This is a genomic window from Bradyrhizobium yuanmingense (assembly GCF_025200905.1).
GTDB lineage: Bacteria > Pseudomonadota > Alphaproteobacteria > Rhizobiales > Xanthobacteraceae > Bradyrhizobium > Bradyrhizobium yuanmingense.
Window position 1 is genome coordinate 2,944,577 of the sequence record NZ_CP104173.1, and the last position, 18,083, is coordinate 2,962,659.

Here is an 18,083-nt window from a genome sequence, read left to right on the forward strand (position 1 = left end):
AGCAAGAAATCTCGCTTCGGCGGTTCACCTCATGACGATGATGTACACGCCGACCATTCCACCGCCCGACCCGAACACGCGCACGCCGAAGTTCAGGCTGCCGAAGTTGTCGTGTGACGCGCATTGCCACATCTTCGGGCCCGGCACGAAATATCCGTACGCGCCGGAGCGTTCCTACACGCCGCCGGATGCGCCGCTGGAGGATTTTCGCATCCTGCATGCCAAGCTCGGCGTGGAGCGGGCCGTCATCGTCAATGCCAGCGTGCACGGCACCGACAACAGGGTGGCGCTCGATGCGATCGCTGAGAGCAATGGCGCCTACCGTGCCGTCGCCAACATCGATGGCGCCGTCACCGAGCGCGACCTGCGCGTGCTGCATGAGGGCGGTTTTCGCGGCTGCCGTTTCAATTTCGTCCGCCATCTCGGCGGCGTCCCCGACGAGCGCGTGTTCGACCGCATCCTCGCGATGGTCACGCCGCTCGGCTGGCACATCGATCTGCATTTCGATGCGATCGAGCTGCCCGAATATGCCGACATGCTGACAAGGCTGCCCCTGACCTACACCATCGACCATATGGGCCGGGTGAAGGCGGCAGACGGGCTCGACCAGTTGCCGTTCAGAATCCTGATCGAGCTGATGCAGCGCGATGACAAGTGCTGGGTGAAGATCTGCGGCTCGGAGCGGGTGTCCTCTATCGGTCCGCCGTTCACCGATGCGGTGCCGTTCGCGCGAAAGATCGTCGAGACCGCGCCGAATCGCGTCATCTGGGGTACCGACTGGCCGCATCCCAACGTCAAGGTGATGCCGAATGACGGCGATCTCGTCGATCTGATTCCGCTGTTCGCGCCGGAGCCGGCGGTGCAGACGAAGATTTTGGTCGACAATCCCGCGCGCCTGTTCGGGTTCGAGGCGTGACGACGTCATCGCGACCGGCACGCTGGGAGGACATGTGCTGTGGACGCATGCATACGAAACAAAAAGGAGTAGCCCATGAAAACAGGCCTCGTCGTCACCGCCCATCCCGGCGATTTCGTCTGGCGCGCCGGCGGCGCCATCGCGCTGCATGCGAAGAAAGGTTATCGCGTGAAGATCGTGTGCCTGTCCTTCGGGGAGCGCGGCGAGAGCCAGTTCGCCTGGAAGGAGCAGGGTGCGACGCTGGAATCGGTCAAGGCCGGCCGCAAGGACGAAGCGGAGCGGGCGGCCAGGTTGCTGGGTGCTGAAATCGAGTTCTTCGATTGCGGTGACTATCCGCTGAAGCTCACCGAGGCGCATTTCGACCGCATGGTGGACATCTACCGCGAGCTCAATCCGAGCTTCGTCCTGACACATGCGCTGGAAGACCCCTATAATTTCGACCATCCGAACGCGGCCCATTTCGCGCAGGAGACGCGCGTGGTCGCGCAGGCCATGGGCCACAAGCCCGGCGCGCAGTACAAATATTCGGCCCCGCCGGTGTTCCTGTTCGAGCCGCATCAGCCCGAGCAGTGCAATTACAAGCCGGACACGATCCTCAAGATCGACGAAGTCTGGAAGGAGAAGTATGAGACGTTCCAGATTCTCGCTGCGCAAAAACATCTCTGGGGCTATTACGAGCGCGTCGCGCTCAACCGCGGCATCCAGGGCAGCCGCAACACCGGCGTGCCCATGACCTATGGCGAGGCCTATCAGCGCCTGTTCCCGACGGTTGCGGACGAGCTGGCATGACGCCGGTCCGCAACATCAAGCTGAAGGCCGTGCTCGGCAGTCACCACCATGTGCAGGCGGTGAAGAGCGGGGCGCTCCGTTCCGACCTGTTCGATCTCGATTTCATCGAATACACGCCGACCAACACGGCGTTCAAGCCGATGGTGCGCGAGCAGGCCTTTGACGTCTGCGAGATGGCGATCGTCACCTATCTGATGGCGAAAGCGCACGGCAAGCCGCTGGTTCTGCTGCCGGCGACCATGCTCGGCCGCTTCCAGCATTCCTACGCTCTCTATAATCCCGCGCATGGGACGCTCGGGCCCACCGATCTCGAAGGCAAGCGCGTCGGTATCCGCTCCTTCACGACCACGACGGGCGCCTGGATCAGGGGCATCCTCGCCAACGATTGCGGCGTCGATCTCGACAGGATTCGCTGGATAACCTTCGAGGATCCGCATGTCGCCGAGTATGTCGACACCACGGAGCGCGCCCCGAAGGACAAGAAGATCCTGCAGATGCTGCGCGACGGCGAGCTCGATGCCGTTCTGGGCGAGACCTCCGATGATCCCAAGCTGATGCCGTTGTTTCCCGATCCGGCCACAGAGGCCGCCCGATGGTATGCGCGGCGCAGCGTCGTGCCGGTCAATCATCTCGTGGTCGTGACCGAGAGCCTCGCGAAATCGCGCCCCGACGTGGTCGCCGGCGTTTATGATCTCTTGAAGCGGAGCAAGGCGCAGGCAGGGCCGGCGGCAACGCCCGACCTCGTTCCGTTCGGGATCGAGGCCAACAGAAAACCGCTCGAGCTGATCATCGACTACGCATTCCAGCAGGCGCTGATCCCGCGCCGCTATGCGGTCGATGAGCTCTTTGACGAGACGACACGAGGACTGAACTGATGGCAGGTGATCCCAGGCGCTGGCAGATCGGGTTGGTCGGCTATGGCGAGGTCGGCAGGATTTTGGCCGAGGATTTGCGCCAGCAGGACATCAAGGTCTCAGCCTACGACATCAAGCTCGGAGGCGAGCAGGGCGCGTCGCTGCAAGAGCATGCGGCGAAATTCGGTGTCGCTCTTGCAACTTCCCACGCCGAGCTGACCGCGAAATCCGACTTCATCATCTCCGCCGTCACGGCGAGCCAGGCCGTGCCGGTCGCAAAGGCCTGTGCGGCAGCGATCAATCAGGGCACCTGGTTTCTCGATTTCAACTCGGCCTCTCCCGGCGCCAAGCAGCGCGCGGCAGGGCTGATCGACGGTGCCGCCGGGCGTTATGTCGAGGGCGCGGTGATGACCTCGGTGCCGCCTTATCGCATCAAGGTGCCTTTGCTGCTCGGCGGACCCGGCGCGAGGGAGCTCGAGCCGCTTCTGAATACGATCGGTTTCGCGGCCAAGGTTGCCAGTGACAAGCTCGGCGTGTCCTCGGCCGTCAAAATGTGCCGCAGCATCATGATCAAGGGCCTGGAGGCCATGGTCATCGAGAGCTTCACGACAGCGCGCGCCTATGGTGTCGAGGATGCGGTGCTGCCTTCGCTTGCGGAAACGTTCCCCGGGATCGATTGGGAGGAGCTGGGCGCCTATTGCTTCCAGCGCGTGATCGAGCACGGCCGCCGCCGGGCCGAGGAGGTGCGCGAGGTCGCCGAGACCGTGCGCGAGGCGGGGCTGACGCCGTGGTCGGCGCAAGGCACGGCCGAGCGGCAGGCCTGGATGGCCGATCTCGCCGATGAGGGGCTGTTCGGGTTGAGGGGCAGCAGCGAATTCGCCCGCAGTGCGGACTGGCGCACCGAGGCGGACCGGATCCTGGCGAAGATCAATCGGACGAAATAGTCAGCTCAGGACCGGGTCGCGGGATTCGAAGCTCCCGACCTGGTCACGCGCGCGTTCGATGAGGTCGATCAGATTGCGGGATTTACGGACGAGCTGCTCGGTGGCCGGCTGGGTGCGGAACTCCGCCAGCACGGCGCGAACGCACTTGCTGGCGGCATCGAGCGTCCAGAGCGTACGGTTCACGTCGGCCTGCGTCTGGATGGCCGAGATATCGAGACCCGAGAGAACGTGGCCGATGCCGTCCAGCCGCTTCACCGCCGTATCGGTCGGCGTTCGGGCCTGGACGGAATCATCGATGCTGCTGAATGCGCTGAACAGACTCATACTTCCCCACTGAACGCAGATTGTCAGTGCACGTCCTAGTTATGGCGGCGCGGCCTGCCTCGCAATGCGTTGAGCTACGGTCCGGGATTCTACCGAACTCGGGTCGGCGCGGACCGGCGGTAAAATCGAACTGCCGTGGCCTCGCGGCCGATCAGGTTGTGCGCGCGATGCCCGAAATATCGGCCGTGAAACGCGCTCAGCTCTTGAACAGGGTCGGCCGGGGCCGTGCAAATGTCTGCCGGCCGCGCTTGAAGCCCATCAGGACGTCAGGCAGCTCGGCGATCGCGAGTCGGCTGTCCTTGGTATCGAGCACGATCAGATCGGCGGGATTGCCGACCTCGATGCCGTAGTCGGCGAGGTTCATCAACCGGGCCGGCAGCCCGGTCACGAGGTCCAGGCAGGTGTCGAAGTCGCTGACCGAGGCGTGCGCGACGTTGGCGTAGAAGTTCGCCATCCGCAGCAGCGAGGCATCGCCGAACGGCGTGAAGGGATTGAGCACGTTGTTGGTCGCGACCGAGCAGAGCACGCCGTCGCCGGCAAGCTTGTGGGCCAGGGTCAGCCCGCGCGGCGCGTTATGCGTGGCCTCGCGCCCCATCAGATAGAGATCGGTCGCGGGCAGGACGGTGACCGCAACGCCTGACCTTGCCAGTTGCGCAGTGGCCGCCTTCATCCGTTCGGGGGGCAAGGCCGACAGTTTCGTGGCATGGCCGATCGCGACGCGTCCGCCATAATTGCGCTGCTCGGTCTGGCGACAGACCTCGTCGAGATGCCACCAGGAGGGATCGAGGTCGAAGTCGAGATGGAGGTCGACGTCGATGTCGAATTCCCCGGCAAGGTCGAAGATGCGCGCAAGGTGCGCGTTCGGGTCGGTGTCCATGTAGGGGCAGCCGCCGATGGCTTCACCACCCTCGCGAAGCGCCTGGATCAGCAGCTCCTCCGCTCCGGGATCATTGGTGAGGCCTTCCTGCGGGAAGACGCAGAGCTCGAGATCGATCGCCCAGGCGTAATCGCGCTTCAGCGCCTTGACCGCCTCGAAGCCGCGAAGGCCGATGCGAGGGTCGATCTCGACATGCGTGCGCATGCGCGTCGTGCCGTTGACGATGGCGCGTTCGAGCACTCTTGCGCCGCGTGCGTAGACGTCCTCGATCGTGAAATCCTTCTTCATCGCGGCGACGGCGCGGATCGCCTCCGAGACGCTGCCGTGATCGTGGCCGCAGCGGCCGAGCAGGCAGGCCTTGTCGAGATGGATGTGGGTGTCGACGAAGCCGGGCAGGGCGAGGAGGCCGCCGAGATCGACGTCGGCGGCCTCGCAGGCCAGCTTTGGCGCGATCGCGGCGATGCGGCCGTCCTTCACCCCGATATCGACCGGTGCGGCGGAAGAGCGCAACAGCGCGTTGCGGAAGATCAGGTCGAAAGCGGCTTGGGTGGTCATGGCGTTGGATCAGCCGTGGCAGCCTAGCGGAAGCCGTGGGGGCGGGCAGCTCCAGATTGTGTGCAATGCTGGGGCTGGATTGTCCAAAAATTGTGCATGCACTTTGAGGCCCGGATGGTAAAATAGCGGCATCCGGAGAGAATCCCGCGATGTCTACTCCCGCAAAATCCGAAAGCCCGATGACCGACGCCGAGATTGTCGAAGCCTATCTCACCGCTTCGATGATACCGGATCCCGACGCCGCTGCGGCCTATATGAAGCCGGGCACGGTGATCACGTTCACCGGCGGGCGCGCGTTCGACCATCCGCGCGGGCCGACCGGCTTCAACGCGAAGCGCTATCGCTGGGTCAAGAAGAAGATGGATCGGTTCGACGTCTGCCCGGGCGCGGACGAGACCGTCGTCTACAGCGTCGGTACGCTCTATGGCGAGTGGATGGACGGCACGCCGTTCGAGGGCAACCGCTACGTCGATCGCTTCGTCGTGAGGGACAGGCAGATCGTGAAGATGGACGTCTGGAACGATAGCGCCGAGCGCATTCTCGTTCAGCGCGGCATCGAGGCCTAACTCCGTCGAGCCAGCTTCGGCAGCTTGATCACCCGATCGCTCGTCACCTCGTCCGCATAGGGTGCGAGGATGTCGAGTAGATCGCGGCCGCGCTGCGGAGTGGGGGCGACCAGCGCACGATTAGCCACCGAATCCAGGTGATGATGCATCAGTTCCATCACCTTGGCCGCATCGCCCTTGGCAAGCGCCGCGATGATGGCGCGGTGCTCGTTGATGGCGCATTCGGTGGAATGCGGCCGGCTGTACAGCGACAGCGTCAGGCAGCAGCGATAGGCGACCTCGCTGACATAGCGCACCAGAATCGGGCTGTTCGTCATATGGGCGAGCAGAATGTGGAATTCGGTCGCGAGTCGGATCGACACCGCATCCGTGCCGCCGCGGGCGCGATCCTCGGCATCGACATGGGCGTTCAGCTCGGCGATCTGCGCCTTGGTCAGCTTGCCCGCGAGCTGGCGCACGACGAGGCGTTCGAGCTCGATGCGGATGTCGAAGGCATCGCGCGCCTCCTGCCAGCTCGGCGTCGCCACCACGGCGATCCGGTTGCGGCGGAGCTCGACCAGGCCTTCGGCGGCGAGTTGACCTAGCGCATGGCGGGCAATGGTGCGGCTGACGCCGAAACGTTCGCCGAGCGCATCTTCCGGCAGCTTGGCGCCGGGCTCCAGCGCCTGCTCGATGATGGCGCGCCGGAGCGCGCGGCAGATCACGCTGACCTTGTCCGACGATTCAGAAGTCTTGCTGCTGGCGCGCGCCGCCATCGGCGAATCCCATGGGAGTGACATCTCTCTTTAGCACAGGCTCGCGCCGATTCAGCGCTCCAATTGCATGCAGTTTGGCCTCCGGACTGCCTAAATCGAATCCGGCGGTTTGGCGCGGATTTCGGCTAGGCCTTTGATTTCGCGGGGCTCGATCGCTGGCATCCAGCTTGCATGCACTTTTTTCCGTGATGCGCATGCAACCCAACGCCCAGTTCGACGGCCAGCCCGTTCCCGAAGGCTCTGCGACGATCGCCATCGAGCTGTCGGAGGCCTCGGTGACCTTCGGGCGCGGCGACCGCGCCGTGCCTGCTTTGTCGAAGACCACGCTCAAGATCGCCGACGGCGAGTTTGTCGCATTGGTCGGCCCGTCCGGATGCGGCAAATCGACCATATTGCGTCTCGTCAGCGGCCTGGTGCAGCCGACCAGCGGCGTCGTCATCGTCGGCGGCCGCGAGGTGGCGGCCCGGGCGATGCGGGTCGGCATGGCCTTCCAGAACCCGACCATGCTGCCGTGGATGACGATCGAGCGGAATATCATGCTGCCGTTGAAGATCGTCGAGCCGTTCCGCTCGAAGTTCCGCAAGCTGCGCAAGACCGAATTCCGCGACAAGGCCAATGCGCTGCTGGAGCAGGTCGGCCTCAAAGGGTTCGGCAACCGCTATCCCTGGCAGCTCTCCGGCGGCATGCTCCAGCGCGCCAATCTCTGCCGTGCGCTGATCCACGAGCCGCGCATGCTGCTGCTCGACGAGCCCTTTGGCGCCCTCGACCAGTTCACCCGCGAGGAGCTATGGGCGATCCTCCAGAATCTCTGGATGACGCACAAGCCGACCGTGCTGCTGGTCACGCACGATCTGCGCGAGGCGGGCTTCCTTGCCAGCCGCATCTGCGTGATGAGCGCGCGCCCCGGCCGCATCCTCGACGACAGCCGCGTCGAATTCGCGCGGCCGCGCACGGTCGCGATGACGTTCGAGCCGGATTTCGTCGCGCTGAACCAGAAGCTGCGCGCCTTCATCGAGGATGCGCGCAGCGCCGCTGAGCAGGGGGCAGGCTGATGTTCGGGATCGATGTCAGGCAGAAAGCGTGGTCGGCGGGGCTGATCGTGCTGTTCTTCGTCGCCTGGGAGCTGTTCTGCCTGATGACCGGCATGTCCGACCTGGTGCTGCCGCGGCCCTCGCAGGTCTTCGTGACGCTGGTCCAGCGCTTCCCGGTGCTGTGGCCGCACATCGTGCAGACGCTCGCCACCACCATGCTCGGCTTCGTGCTTGGCGTCGCGCTCGGCGTCGCCCTCGGCGCGATCATCGGCGTGTCGAAGACGGCCTACGACACCTGCTATCCGCTGCTGATCGGCTTCTCCTCCATCCCCAAGGTCGCGGTGGTGCCGATCTTTGTGCTGTGGTTCGGCTCTGGCACGGTGCCGGCGGTGCTGACTGCGCTGTCGATCTGCTTCTTCCCGATCGTGGTCAATATCGCGACGGGACTTGCCACCACGGAGCCCGAGCTCGAGGACGTCTTGAAGGCGCTCGGCGCCAGCAAGCTCGATATCCTCTGGAATGTCGGTCTGCCGCGCACCATGCCGTTCTTCTTTGCTTCGCTGAAGGTCGCGATCTCCTACGCCTTCGTCGGCGCGGTGCTGTCGGAGACGGTCGCCTCCAACCGCGGCATCGGCAACGTCATGATGACCGCGTCCTCCAATTTCAACGTGCCGCTGGTGTTCGCGGGCTTGTTCGTGCTCGCCGGGCTCGGTGTCGCGCTCTACGTCGTGTTCTCGCTGATCGAAGGACAGGTCACCGGCTGGGCCACGCGCAAGAACGACGTGATCGCCACCTGATTTCTTGAACCGTCACGCAACGAAGCTGAGGAGGTCTCGATGTTGAGGAAGTTAACCGCCGCGCTGCTTGGATTGGCGCTGTCCGCAGGCGCCGCCACCGCGCAGGAGACCACGATCAAGTTCACGCTAGGCTGGAAAACCCAGGGCAGCGACGCTGCCTTCTTCTATGCCAAGGACAACGGCTTCTTCAAAGAGGAAGGCCTCAACGTCGTCATCGATCAGGGCGAGGGCTCCGGCGCCACCGTCACGCGCGTGATGTCGGGCGCCTATGACGCCGGCTTCGGCGACGTCAACGCCATCATCCAGAACGCCTCGACCAAGCCGCAGGAGGCGCCCGTCATGGTCTACATGATGTGGAATCAGCCGCCGTTCGCCATCGTCGCCAAGAAGAGCAGCGGCATCAACACTATCAAGGATTTCGAAGGCCGCACGCTCGGCGGTGCGCAGGGCACGCCAACCACGCGCTTGTTGCCGGTGTTCACCCGCAAGAACGGGCTCGACGGCGAGAAGATCAAGATCTCCAACATGGCGCCGAACCTGCAGGAGCCGATGCTGATCAAGGGCGACATCGATGCGGCCCTCGTCTTCAACATCACCAGCTATTTCAATCTGGTGCTCAACCGCCAGGATCCGGACAAGGACTTTAAATGGTTCTCCTTCGGTGAATATGGCCTCGATCTCTACTCCAACGGCGTGATGGTCTCCCGCAAGCTGATCACCTCGAATCCGAAGGCCGTGGCGGGCCTGGTGCGCGCCATCAACAAGGGTGCGATCGCGATCGCCAAGGACCAGAATGCCGGCATGAAGGCGGCACTGAACTACGACAACCTCATCAACGCCGAGGTGGAGAAGCGCCGGCTGCAATATTCCTTCGAGAAGCTGATCGTCTCGTCCGAGATGAAGGAGATCGGCATCGGCGACATCAAGGACGACCGGATGACGCGCGCGATCGGCATCGTGGTCGAGGGCTATCAGCTCGCCCGTGCGCCGACGCCGGCGGAGGTGTTCTCGCGCGAATTCCTGCCGCCGCGCGCGGAGCGGGAGCTGGTGTACACTGCCAACTGAACTTGGAGGAACAGCCATGGCCACGGAGGTCTCGGCAACCAGCCTGTTCCGTGGCCCTGACCGTGGCGTAAGCGAGAACGTCGTGCTGCGGCACGACGACGGCGTCATCACCGAAATCTCGGAAGGAGCGGGGCCGGCGCCTCGCTCCTTCGTCATCCCAGCCTTCGTCAACGCCCATGATCATGCCCGTGCCACGCCGTCGTCCTTCGGTGCGGTCGGCATGCCCCTGGAAAGCTGGATTCTGCGCACCGCACTGGGCTCGCCGGTCGATCCCTATCTGACCGCCGCCTCGGCATTGGCCCGTTCCGCCAAGGCAGGCTGCGCGGCGATGATGGTCCATTACACGCGTCCGAGCGGGACGATGCCGCTGCTGGACGAGGCCAAGGCCATCGCGAAAGCCGCATCCGACGTCGGGATTCGCATGGCGTTTGCAATGGCGGTGCGCGACCAGAATCCCATCGTCTACGGTGATGCCGAGCCGTTGCTGTCGGGGCTTGCCGGGGACGATCGCAAGACCATCGAGGATCTCTTCGTTCGCGCGCCGATGTCGCCGAAGGCCTATATCGAGCTGACCGACGCAATTGCCGCAGCCATCGCCGGACCGATGGTCGACGTGCAGCTCGGGCCGGCCGGTGTGCAATGGTGCTCGAAGCCGCTGCTGGAGGCCGTCGCGGAGAACTCCGCGCGGTCCGGTCGCCGCATTCACATGCATCTGCTGGAAACTGTGTACCAGCGTGCCTGGGCCGACCAGCACTTTCCGGAAATGGTGCGCTGGCTTCGCGATGTCGGCTTTCTCTCCGGGCGGCTGACGCTGGCGCATTGCATTCACGCCCGTCCGGATGAGCTGGAGATGATCGCCGCCTCCGGCGCGCGCATCGTCACCAATTTCAGCTCGAACATGCATCTGCGTTCGGGCCTCGCCCCGATCGCCGCCGCGCACAGATGCGGCTGCGCCATTGCCGTCGGCGTCGACGGCCTGGCGCTGGACGAGGATGACGACATCCTGCGCGAGATGCGGCTGGTGCAGATGGTCCACGGCGGCCTCGGCTTCAAGGCGACATGGACGCCGGCCGAGATGTTTTCGCTCGCCATCCGCAACGGACGCCATGCGACCGGGGCGCCCGGGAATGGGGAGCTCGCGGCGGGCAATCCCGCCGACTACGTCGTGATCGATCTTGACCGGCTGGATCGAGACCAGATCATGTCGGTTGACCCGATGGCGCTGCTGTTCGCGCGCGGCAATGCGTCGCTGGTGAAGGAGGTGGTCGTCGCCGGCAGGACGATCGCGCGGGACGGGGTCTGCACGGGCGTCGACCTTCCGGCCATCGAGCGCGAATCGCGGGCGATGTACCGCGCCAATGTCGGCAAGCTCGACAGCTTCCGGCGGATGTGGCCGTCCCTGTCGGATCGGTTGAGCGGCTGGTTCGAGCAGCAGCTGACCTGCGAGTGACGTGCCGGTGGGCGCCGCGACGGAACGCATATCAAAGAGCGATAGCAGGTAGACGCAGCCTCGTCTGGCGCTTGACCGGCCCGTCGGCTATCAGCTCCTCGATAGCTCGACACCCATCCCCTTCGAGGAGCCCCTGATGCGCCTACCGACCATTCTCCTGGCCCTGACATGTCTTGCCGGCGCGGCGTCAGCCGAAGACCTCGCGGGCACGCTCCAGAAGATCAAGGAGACCAAGAAGATCACGCTGGGCTATCAGGAGGCCTCCGTCCCATTCAGTTATCTCGACGGCAACCAGAAGCCGGTCGGCTTTGCCATGGACATCTGCCTCCGTATCGTCGAAGCCGTGAAGAAGCAGCTCGGCATATCAGACATTTCGGTCGAGACTGTCGCGGTGACGTCCTCGAACCGGATTCCTTTGATGGTCAACGGCACGCTCGACCTGCATTGCTCGGCGACCACCAACAATGCCGACCGCCAGAAGCAGGTCGCCTTCACCAACACGCACTTCCTCAGCGCGACGCGGTTCGCGGCCAGGAAGGCGGCGAGCATCAAGACCATCGACGATCTCAAGGGCAAGGCGGTCACGGCGGTCGCGGGATCTGTGAACCTGACGCAGCTCGCCAAGGTCAACACCGAGCGCAATCTCGGCATCAACATCATGCCGGCCAAGGACCAGGCCGAGGCGTTCCTGCTGCTGGAGACCGACCGCGCCCAGGCCTATGCGCTCGACGACGTCCAGCTCGCGGTCGCGATCGCGCGGTCGAAGGAGCCGCAAGCTTACATGATCAGCGAAGAAGCGTTCTCCAAGCCTGAGCCCTACGGCATCATGCTGCGGCGGGAGGATGCGCCGTTCAAGGCGCTCGCCGATCGCGCCACCGCGGAGCTTTATGCCAGCCCCGAGATCGAGGTGCTCTACAAGAAATGGCTGCAATCGCCGACGCCGCCGAACGGCCTCAACTACAACGTCCCAATGTCATCGGCCTTGCGCAACGCCTTCAAGAAACCGAGCTCGAGCGCCGATCCTGACGTCTATGTGGTGAACTGAAGCGAAGGAAGAGCGCCTTTCTTACGCGTTCGAGTATTTCTTCAGCTCGAGCCGCGCGATCTGGTTGCGATGGACCTCATCGGGTCCATCGGCAAGTCGCAGCAAGCGCGCGGTGGCGTAGGCCTGCGTCAGGCCGAAATCGTTCGAGGTGCCGCCGCCGCCATGGGCCTGAATGGCCCAGTCGATGATCTGACAGGCCATGTTGGGCACGGCGACCTTGATCATTGCGATCTCTGCCTTCGCCACCTTGTTGCCGACCGTGTCCATCGCATGGGCCGCGTTCAGCGTCAGTAGCCGCGCCTGCTCGATCATGATGCGCGCCTCCGCAATGCGCTCCTGCGTCACCGTCTGCTCAGAGACCGGCTTGCCGAAGGCGACCCGGCTCCGCACGCGGCGGCACATCTTCTCCAGCGTGCGTTCGGAAAGGCCGATCAGCCGCATGCAATGATGGATGCGGCCGGGCCCGAGCCGGCCCTGCGCAATCTCGAAGCCGCGGCCCTCGCCGAGCAGCATGTTCTCCTTGGGCACGCGCACATTGGTGAACACCACTTCGGAGGCGCGGTCGGGCACGCCGTAGAAGCCGAACACGGGCAGGGGACGCTTGACCTCGATGCCCGGCGTGTCCATCGGCACCAGGATCATGGATTGCTGCTTGTGACGGTCGGGATTGTCGGGGTCGGTCTTGCCCATGAAGATGCAGATCTTGCAGCGAGGGTCGGTCGCGTTGGTGGTGTACCATTTGCGCCCGTTGATGACGTAATGGTCGCCGTCCCGTACGATCGAGCTCTCGATGTTGGTCGCATCGGATGATGCGACCGCCGGCTCGGTCATGGCGAAGCAGGAGCGGATTTCGCCCGCGAGCAGCGGCTTCAGCCAGCGTTCCTTGTCCTGCTCGCTGCCGTAACGCTCCAGCACCTCCATGTTGCCGGTGTCGGGCGCCGAGCAGTTGAAGACTTCAGGAGCAAGGTGCGAACGGCCCATCACCTCGCACAGTGGCGCGTATTCGAGATTGGAGAGGCCCGCGCCGTGATCGCTCTCGGGCAGAAACAGATTCCACAGCCCCTCCGCGCGCGCCAGCGGCTTAAGCTCCTCGACGACCGGATAGACCTTCCACGGCCCGAGCTCTTCAGCCTCGCGGTAGAAGCGCTCCTCGTTCGGATAGATGTGCCGGTCCATGAAGCTTTCGAGCCTGCGCTTGAGCTCGACGACTTTCGGCGACATCGGATAGAGCATTTTCTGGTCTCCTTGATCGACGGCGAGCGGGTCACGCGACCCGGTACTCTTTGAACCTATCGCGCAGAGCGGATTTCAGCACCTTGCCGGTGCCGGTCATCGGGAATTCGTCGAGGAATTCGACGGCGTCCGGCAGCCACCAGCTCGCGATCTTCGGACGCATGTGCTCGAGCAGCGCCTTGCCGTCGACGGTCGCGCCCTTCTTGCGGACGACGAGGAGCAGGGGGCGCTCCTGCCATTTCTCGTGGCTGATCGCGACGACGGCCGCTTGCAGCACGTCGGGGTGGGACAGGGCGATGTCCTCGAGCTGGATCGAGGAGATCCACTCGCCGCCGGACTTGATCACGTCCTTGGAACGGTCGGTCAGCGTGACGTGGCCTTGTGGGTCGATCACGGCCATGTCGCCGGTGATCAGCCAGCCGTCGCGGTCGAGGCCTTCGTCCAGCTTCATGTAGCCGGAGGCGACCCAGGGGCCACGGGCGCGCAAATGGCCGACCGTCTTGCCGTCGCGCGGCAGCTCGTTGCCGGCATCATCGACGATGCGCAAGGCGGTGCCGAAGCAGGCGCGGCCGGAGACCTGGCGCCGGTCGAATCTCTCCTTCTCGCTGAGATGCTCCGAGCCCGGTCGCAGGCCCGGCATCGAGCAGCCCAGCGCCTCGGTCATGCCCCAGGCCTGGATGTAATCGACATTGTACTCGCGCTTGAGCTTCTCCACCATCGCGCGCGGCGGGGCCGAGCCCGACGACAACGTCGCGCGCAAGGTCGAGAACCTGTTGCCGGTCCGCCCGAGCCAATCGAGCAGGATCAGCCAGAAGCTCGGCACGCCCGCCGACAGCGTCACCTTCTCGCCTTCCAGCAATTCATAGAGCTTGTCCGGCTCGTAGTTGCGGCCGGGCAGCACGAGCTTCGATCCCGTATAGGGCGCTGTGAACGGCATGTTCCAGCCATTGCCGTGGAAGAGCGGCGCCATCGGCATCATCACCTCGCGCACACCTTCGACATGTCCCGGCAGGAAGTCGAAATTGCAGCAGGTCATGGTCTGCAGGATCGCGGCGCGGTGCGAGTAGATTACGCCCTTTGGATTGCCCGTCGTGCCCGACGTGTAGCAGATCGTCGAGGCAGACTTCTCGTCGAACTCCGGCCAGGCGAAGCCGGCATCGTTCTCGCGTTCCAGAAGCTCTTCGTAACAATGCACGTTCGCGAGCTTCGTCTCCGGCATCCGCTCGCGCGAGGACATCACGACATAGGCTTCGACCGTCGTTAGCTGGGGCGCGATCGCCTCCACGATCGGCAGCGTGGCGCGGTCGATGTAGAGCAGGCGGTCCCCGGCATGGTTGATGATGTAGACGAGCTGCTCGGGAAACAGCCTGGGATTGACCGTGTGCAGCACGTAGCCCATGCCCGGCGCGGCGTAGAACATCTCGAAATGCCGGTGCGTATTCCAGGCCAGCGTTCCGACGCGGTCGCCTTGCTTCATGCCGAGCCGCTTCAGCGCCAGCGCCATGCGCTTGATGCGCGGATGCGCGTCTGAGTAGGTGTAGCGATGGATGTCGCCCTCGATCTCGCGTGCGACGATCTCGGCTTCGCCATGATAATCGGCCGCATACTGGATCAGGCCGCTGATCATCAGCGGCATGTCCATCATCAATCCCTGCATGGTTTCCTCCGGATGGTCACGTCGTTGCGTGGCTCGTGATTTGCGCTCGAGGTTAGCGGAACGTCACGCAGCGTTCACGCAAAAAACAATCAGCGTGATTGCATGCCGCGCTTTTTCGGCGCTAACGTGCGGTGAGCTGCCGGCGAAGCAGCATGCGCGGGAGGAATCGAATGTCAGCGGAAAGACACAAGACCGATGCAAGCGGCGCTTCTACGGTCGATATTTCCGCCCTCCGTGCCCGTTATCGCGACGAGCGCGACCGCCGTCTGCGCGCCGAGGGCAAGGCCCAGTATGTCGAGGTTGCGGGCGAGTTCGGCCGTTATCTCGACGACCCCTGGGCCGATCCCGGATTTGCGCGCGCGGCCATCAGCGAAGCGACCGAAGTGCTCATCGTCGGCGGTGGCTTCGGCGGCCTGCTGTGTGGCGCGCGATTGCGCGAGGCCGGCATCGCGGATTTTCGTATCGTGGAAAAGGCCGCCGACTTCGGCGGCACCTGGTACTGGAATCGTTATCCCGGCGCCGCCTGCGATACCGAGAGCTATATCTACCTGCCGCTGCTGGAAGAGACCGGTTACATGCCGGTGCGCAAATATGCCCGGGCGCCGGAGATCTACGAGCACTCGCGCCGCATCGGCCGTCATTTCGGCCTGTACGAGCGCGCGCTGTTTCAGACCGTCATCTCGCGGATGACCTGGCAGGAGCATGAGGCGCGGTGGCTGGTCGAGACCAACAGGGGCGACCAGATCCGCGCGCGCTTCGTCATCCTCGCCGGCGGTCCGCTGAGCCGTCCGAAGCTGCCGGGGATTGCCGGCATCGAGACGTTCAGAGGTCACAGCTTTCATACCAGCCGCTGGGATTACGGCTACACCGGCGGCAACGCGGATGGTGGCCTTACCGGTCTTGCCGGCAAGCGCGTCGGCATCATCGGCACCGGCGCCACCGCCGTGCAATGCGTGCCGCATCTCGGCCGCTCCGCCAAGGAGCTCTATGTGTTCCAGCGCACGCCGTCCGCAATCGGCGTTCGCGACGATCGTCCGACGGACCCGGCCTGGGCGCAGAGCCTCAAGCCAGGCTGGCAGCGCGAGCGCATGGACAATTTTACCGCCGTGATTTCAGGCGAGCCGTTCGAGCAGGACCTGGTGCAGGACGGCTGGACCGGCCTGCTCGGCGAAATCCTGCTGGCACCGCGCCGGCAAAAGCAGCCGGTGACCTCGATTGAGGAAGCGCTGAAGGTCATCGAGCAGGCCGACTACCGCAAGATGGAGGAGATCCGCGCGCGCGTCGACACCGTGGTCAAGGACGAGGCGACCGCGACTGCGCTCAAGCCCTGGTACAAGGCGTTCTGCAAGCGGCCCTGCTTCCACGACGAATATCTGGACACCTTCAACCGTCCCAACGTGCATCTCGTCGATACCGGGGGGAAGGGCGTCGAACGCATCACCGAGAATGCCGTCGTCGCCGGCGGCAAGGCCTACGAGCTCGACTGCCTGATCTATGCCAGCGGCTTCGAGGTCGGCACCGATTACGCGCGCCGAATGGGCTTCGAGGTCTATGGCCGCGACGGCATGAGCCTGTCCGAGCGCTGGCAGGACGGCGTCAAGACGCTGCACGGCTTCTACAGCCGCGGCTTTCCGAACTGCTTCCTGATCGTCACCGTGCAGGCCGGCCAGAGCGCCAATTTTCCGCACATCATCGACGAGCAGTCGCAGCACATCGCCTATGTCATCAAGCAGGCGCGCGAGCGCAACGCACGCACCCTGGAGCCGACGCTTGCGGCCGAGAACGCCTGGGTCGAGGAGGTCGTCAAGGCCGCGCTCGGTCGGCAGACCTATCTCGCCGAATGCACGCCGGGCTACTACAATAACGAAGGCGTGTTCGATCCGATCGCGGCAAGAAACAGCCAATATTGGCGCGGGCCGGTGGCATTCCTGCGGCTGCTCGACAAATGGCGCAAAGAGGGCAACCTGGAAGGCCTCGAATTGTCCTATGATCGGGCCATGGAGTCGGCGCATTCCAGCGGGTAAGATTGCGCCGCCGAGCGGTACAGGACAGGAGAGGTCGGGCATGATCAGGGGCAGGGCTGTTGCGGGAGCGGTTCTTGGCGCAATGACGCTGCTCGGTTGCCTGGCATCCTCCGCCGAGGCCGCGCAATGCGGCAGCTCGCCGGCCGGCTTCGAGGCCTGGAAGCGCGAGTTCAGCGCGGAGGCTCAGGGCAAGGGCATCGGCCCCACCGCACTGTCGGCGCTGATGCAAACGAACTATGCCAGCGCCACGATCGCGGCCGACCGCGGCCAGCGCAGCTTCTCGCTGACGCTGGACCAGTTCCTGGCCAAGCGCGGCGCCACCACCATCGTCGCCAAGGGCCGGCAGCTCAAGCAGTCGCAGGCCGCCTTGTTCGCCTCGATCGAGCAGCGCTATGGCGTCCCGCCCGGGCCGCTGATCGCGATCTGGGGCATGGAGACCGGCTTCGGCAGCCAGCGCGGCAACCAGAACATGCTGTCGTCGATTGCGACCCTCGCCTATGACTGCCGCCGTCCCGAATTCTTCACCGACCAGCTCTATGCCGCCCTGAAGCTGATCGACCGCGGTACGCTGTCGGGATCGACCCGCGGCTCCATGCATGGCGAGGTCGGCCAGACCCAGTTCATGCCCAAGAGCATTCTGGCCTACGGCACCGGCAATCTCGAAGTTGCGGCCAATGCGCTGAACTCGACCGCGAATTTCCTCAAAGCCCATGGTTGGCGTGCGGGAGCCGGATACCAGCCGGGCGAGCCCAATTTCGCTGCCATCGAGGCTTGGAATGCCGCTGGTGTCTATCAGAAGGCGATCGCGCTGATGGGCCGGCAGATCGACGAGGGCGGGAGTGCTGCGGCCTCACGCTGAGCTCTTGCTCAGCGACGTGTGATGCGACGGCGAGAGAAAGTTGTTGCCTTCTGGAACCGACGGCACGAGGTTTGCTTTGATCAAGTTCAGGGCTGGGCATGAGGAGACTCAACATGGCTACCCAGATCGTGATGGACCAAACTGGCGATACGCGCCACGAGTTTGATCCTGGCAACGCCGAGGCGCTGGCGCGAGCCGAACGGCGCTTTCGTGAGCTGACCGGAGCGGGCTTCACCGCCGCGCTTCGAACCGGACCCGGCGAAGTGACCCGGATCCGATCGTTCGATCCGACCGCGCAGGAAACGCTGTTCTATCCCCGCCTGGTCGGCGGTTGATCTGAGC

At 64.3% G+C, this 18,083-nt stretch carries 18 protein-coding genes; 13 read left to right on the plus strand and 5 right to left on the minus strand.

Annotated features, from left to right (window positions below):
• Positions 1-31: 31 nt before the first annotated feature.
• The 4 genes from N2605_RS13610 to N2605_RS13625 all read left to right on the plus strand — a co-directional run bounded on the left by N2605_RS13610 (position 32) and on the right by N2605_RS13625 (position 3,503).
• Positions 32-916: an amidohydrolase family protein gene (locus N2605_RS13610; RefSeq protein WP_260347077.1), complete on the plus strand. Its 885-nt coding sequence runs from the start codon at positions 32-34 to the stop codon at positions 914-916.
• A gap of 75 nt (positions 917-991) precedes the next feature.
• Positions 992-1,705: a PIG-L deacetylase family protein gene (locus N2605_RS13615; RefSeq protein ID WP_260347079.1), complete on the plus strand. Its 714-nt coding sequence runs from the start codon at positions 992-994 to the stop codon at positions 1,703-1,705.
• Entirely contained in the window at positions 1,702-2,580 is an 879-nt protein-coding gene (locus tag N2605_RS13620) for a substrate-binding domain-containing protein (protein ID WP_260347081.1), read from the plus strand. Before N2605_RS13615 ends, N2605_RS13620 begins: the two co-directional genes overlap by 4 nt.
• Entirely contained in the window at positions 2,580-3,503 is a 924-nt protein-coding gene (locus N2605_RS13625) for a DUF1932 domain-containing protein (protein ID WP_109144107.1), read from the plus strand. The genes N2605_RS13620 and N2605_RS13625 overlap by 1 nt, the downstream gene beginning before the upstream one ends.
• On the opposite strand, the gene N2605_RS13630 is transcribed toward N2605_RS13625, so the two are convergent.
• A complete protein-coding gene (locus N2605_RS13630) occupies positions 3,504-3,827 on the minus strand; it encodes a hypothetical protein (protein WP_128262247.1) in 324 nt (107 codons plus the stop codon).
• Positions 3,828-4,023: 196 nt separating this feature from the next.
• Positions 4,024-5,259, minus strand: a complete 1,236-nt coding sequence (locus tag N2605_RS13635; RefSeq protein ID WP_260347083.1) for an amidohydrolase family protein — start codon at positions 5,257-5,259, stop codon at positions 4,024-4,026.
• A gap of 149 nt (positions 5,260-5,408) precedes the next feature.
• Between N2605_RS13635 and N2605_RS13640 the strand changes: the two genes are divergently transcribed.
• Positions 5,409-5,825 (plus strand): nuclear transport factor 2-like protein, encoded by a 417-nt coding sequence (locus N2605_RS13640; RefSeq protein WP_225185858.1) that lies wholly within the window; start codon positions 5,409-5,411, stop codon positions 5,823-5,825.
• Here N2605_RS13640 and N2605_RS13645 read toward each other — a convergent pair.
• Complete coding sequence (locus N2605_RS13645) at positions 5,822-6,580, minus strand: GntR family transcriptional regulator (RefSeq protein ID WP_225185859.1); 759 nt, start codon at positions 6,578-6,580, stop codon at positions 5,822-5,824. The two genes, N2605_RS13640 and N2605_RS13645, sit on opposite strands and share 4 nt — an antisense overlap.
• Positions 6,581-6,774: 194 nt before the next feature.
• On the opposite strand from N2605_RS13645, the gene N2605_RS13650 reads away from it, so the two are divergent.
• The 5 genes from N2605_RS13650 to N2605_RS13670 all read left to right on the plus strand — a co-directional run bounded on the left by N2605_RS13650 (position 6,775) and on the right by N2605_RS13670 (position 11,968).
• Positions 6,775-7,632 (plus strand): ABC transporter ATP-binding protein, encoded by an 858-nt coding sequence (locus N2605_RS13650; protein WP_036001404.1) that lies wholly within the window; start codon positions 6,775-6,777, stop codon positions 7,630-7,632.
• Positions 7,632-8,408, plus strand: coding sequence for an ABC transporter permease (locus N2605_RS13655; protein WP_036001283.1), 777 nt, complete (start codon positions 7,632-7,634; stop codon positions 8,406-8,408). Before N2605_RS13650 ends, N2605_RS13655 begins: the two co-directional genes overlap by 1 nt.
• Before the next feature lie 39 nt (positions 8,409-8,447).
• Positions 8,448-9,473 (plus strand): ABC transporter substrate-binding protein, encoded by a 1,026-nt coding sequence (locus N2605_RS13660; protein ID WP_225185860.1) that lies wholly within the window; start codon positions 8,448-8,450, stop codon positions 9,471-9,473.
• Between the two features lie 16 nt (positions 9,474-9,489).
• On the plus strand, positions 9,490-10,923 hold the full coding sequence (locus N2605_RS13665; RefSeq protein ID WP_260347088.1) for an amidohydrolase family protein: 1,434 nt from the start codon (positions 9,490-9,492) through the stop codon (positions 10,921-10,923).
• 136 nt (positions 10,924-11,059) lie between these two features.
• Entirely contained in the window at positions 11,060-11,968 is a 909-nt protein-coding gene (locus N2605_RS13670) for an amino acid ABC transporter substrate-binding protein (RefSeq protein WP_260347090.1), read from the plus strand.
• A 21-nt stretch (positions 11,969-11,989) separates the two neighbouring features.
• Here N2605_RS13670 and N2605_RS13675 read toward each other — a convergent pair whose 3' ends face one another.
• Both N2605_RS13675 and N2605_RS13680 read right to left on the minus strand, forming a co-directional pair.
• On the minus strand, positions 11,990-13,201 hold the full coding sequence (locus tag N2605_RS13675; protein WP_036022388.1) for an acyl-CoA dehydrogenase family protein: 1,212 nt from the start codon (positions 13,199-13,201) through the stop codon (positions 11,990-11,992).
• A gap of 31 nt (positions 13,202-13,232) precedes the next feature.
• Complete coding sequence (locus tag N2605_RS13680) at positions 13,233-14,858, minus strand: long-chain fatty acid--CoA ligase (protein ID WP_260347092.1); 1,626 nt, start codon at positions 14,856-14,858, stop codon at positions 13,233-13,235.
• Positions 14,859-15,028: 170 nt separating this feature from the next.
• Here N2605_RS13680 and N2605_RS13685 point away from each other — a divergent pair, with 170 nt between their 5' ends.
• From N2605_RS13685 to N2605_RS13695, 3 genes are all read left to right on the plus strand, one after another.
• Entirely contained in the window at positions 15,029-16,882 is a 1,854-nt protein-coding gene (locus N2605_RS13685) for a flavin-containing monooxygenase (RefSeq protein WP_260347093.1), read from the plus strand.
• 40 nt (positions 16,883-16,922) lie between these two features.
• A complete protein-coding gene (locus N2605_RS13690) occupies positions 16,923-17,741 on the plus strand; it encodes a lytic murein transglycosylase (protein WP_036001257.1) in 819 nt (272 codons plus the stop codon).
• 113 nt (positions 17,742-17,854) lie between these two features.
• The gene (locus tag N2605_RS13695; RefSeq protein WP_007592399.1) at positions 17,855-18,076 is read left to right on the plus strand and encodes a hypothetical protein; all 222 of its coding nucleotides are present in this window, start codon (positions 17,855-17,857) and stop codon (positions 18,074-18,076) included.
• Positions 18,077-18,083 lie beyond the last annotated feature (7 nt).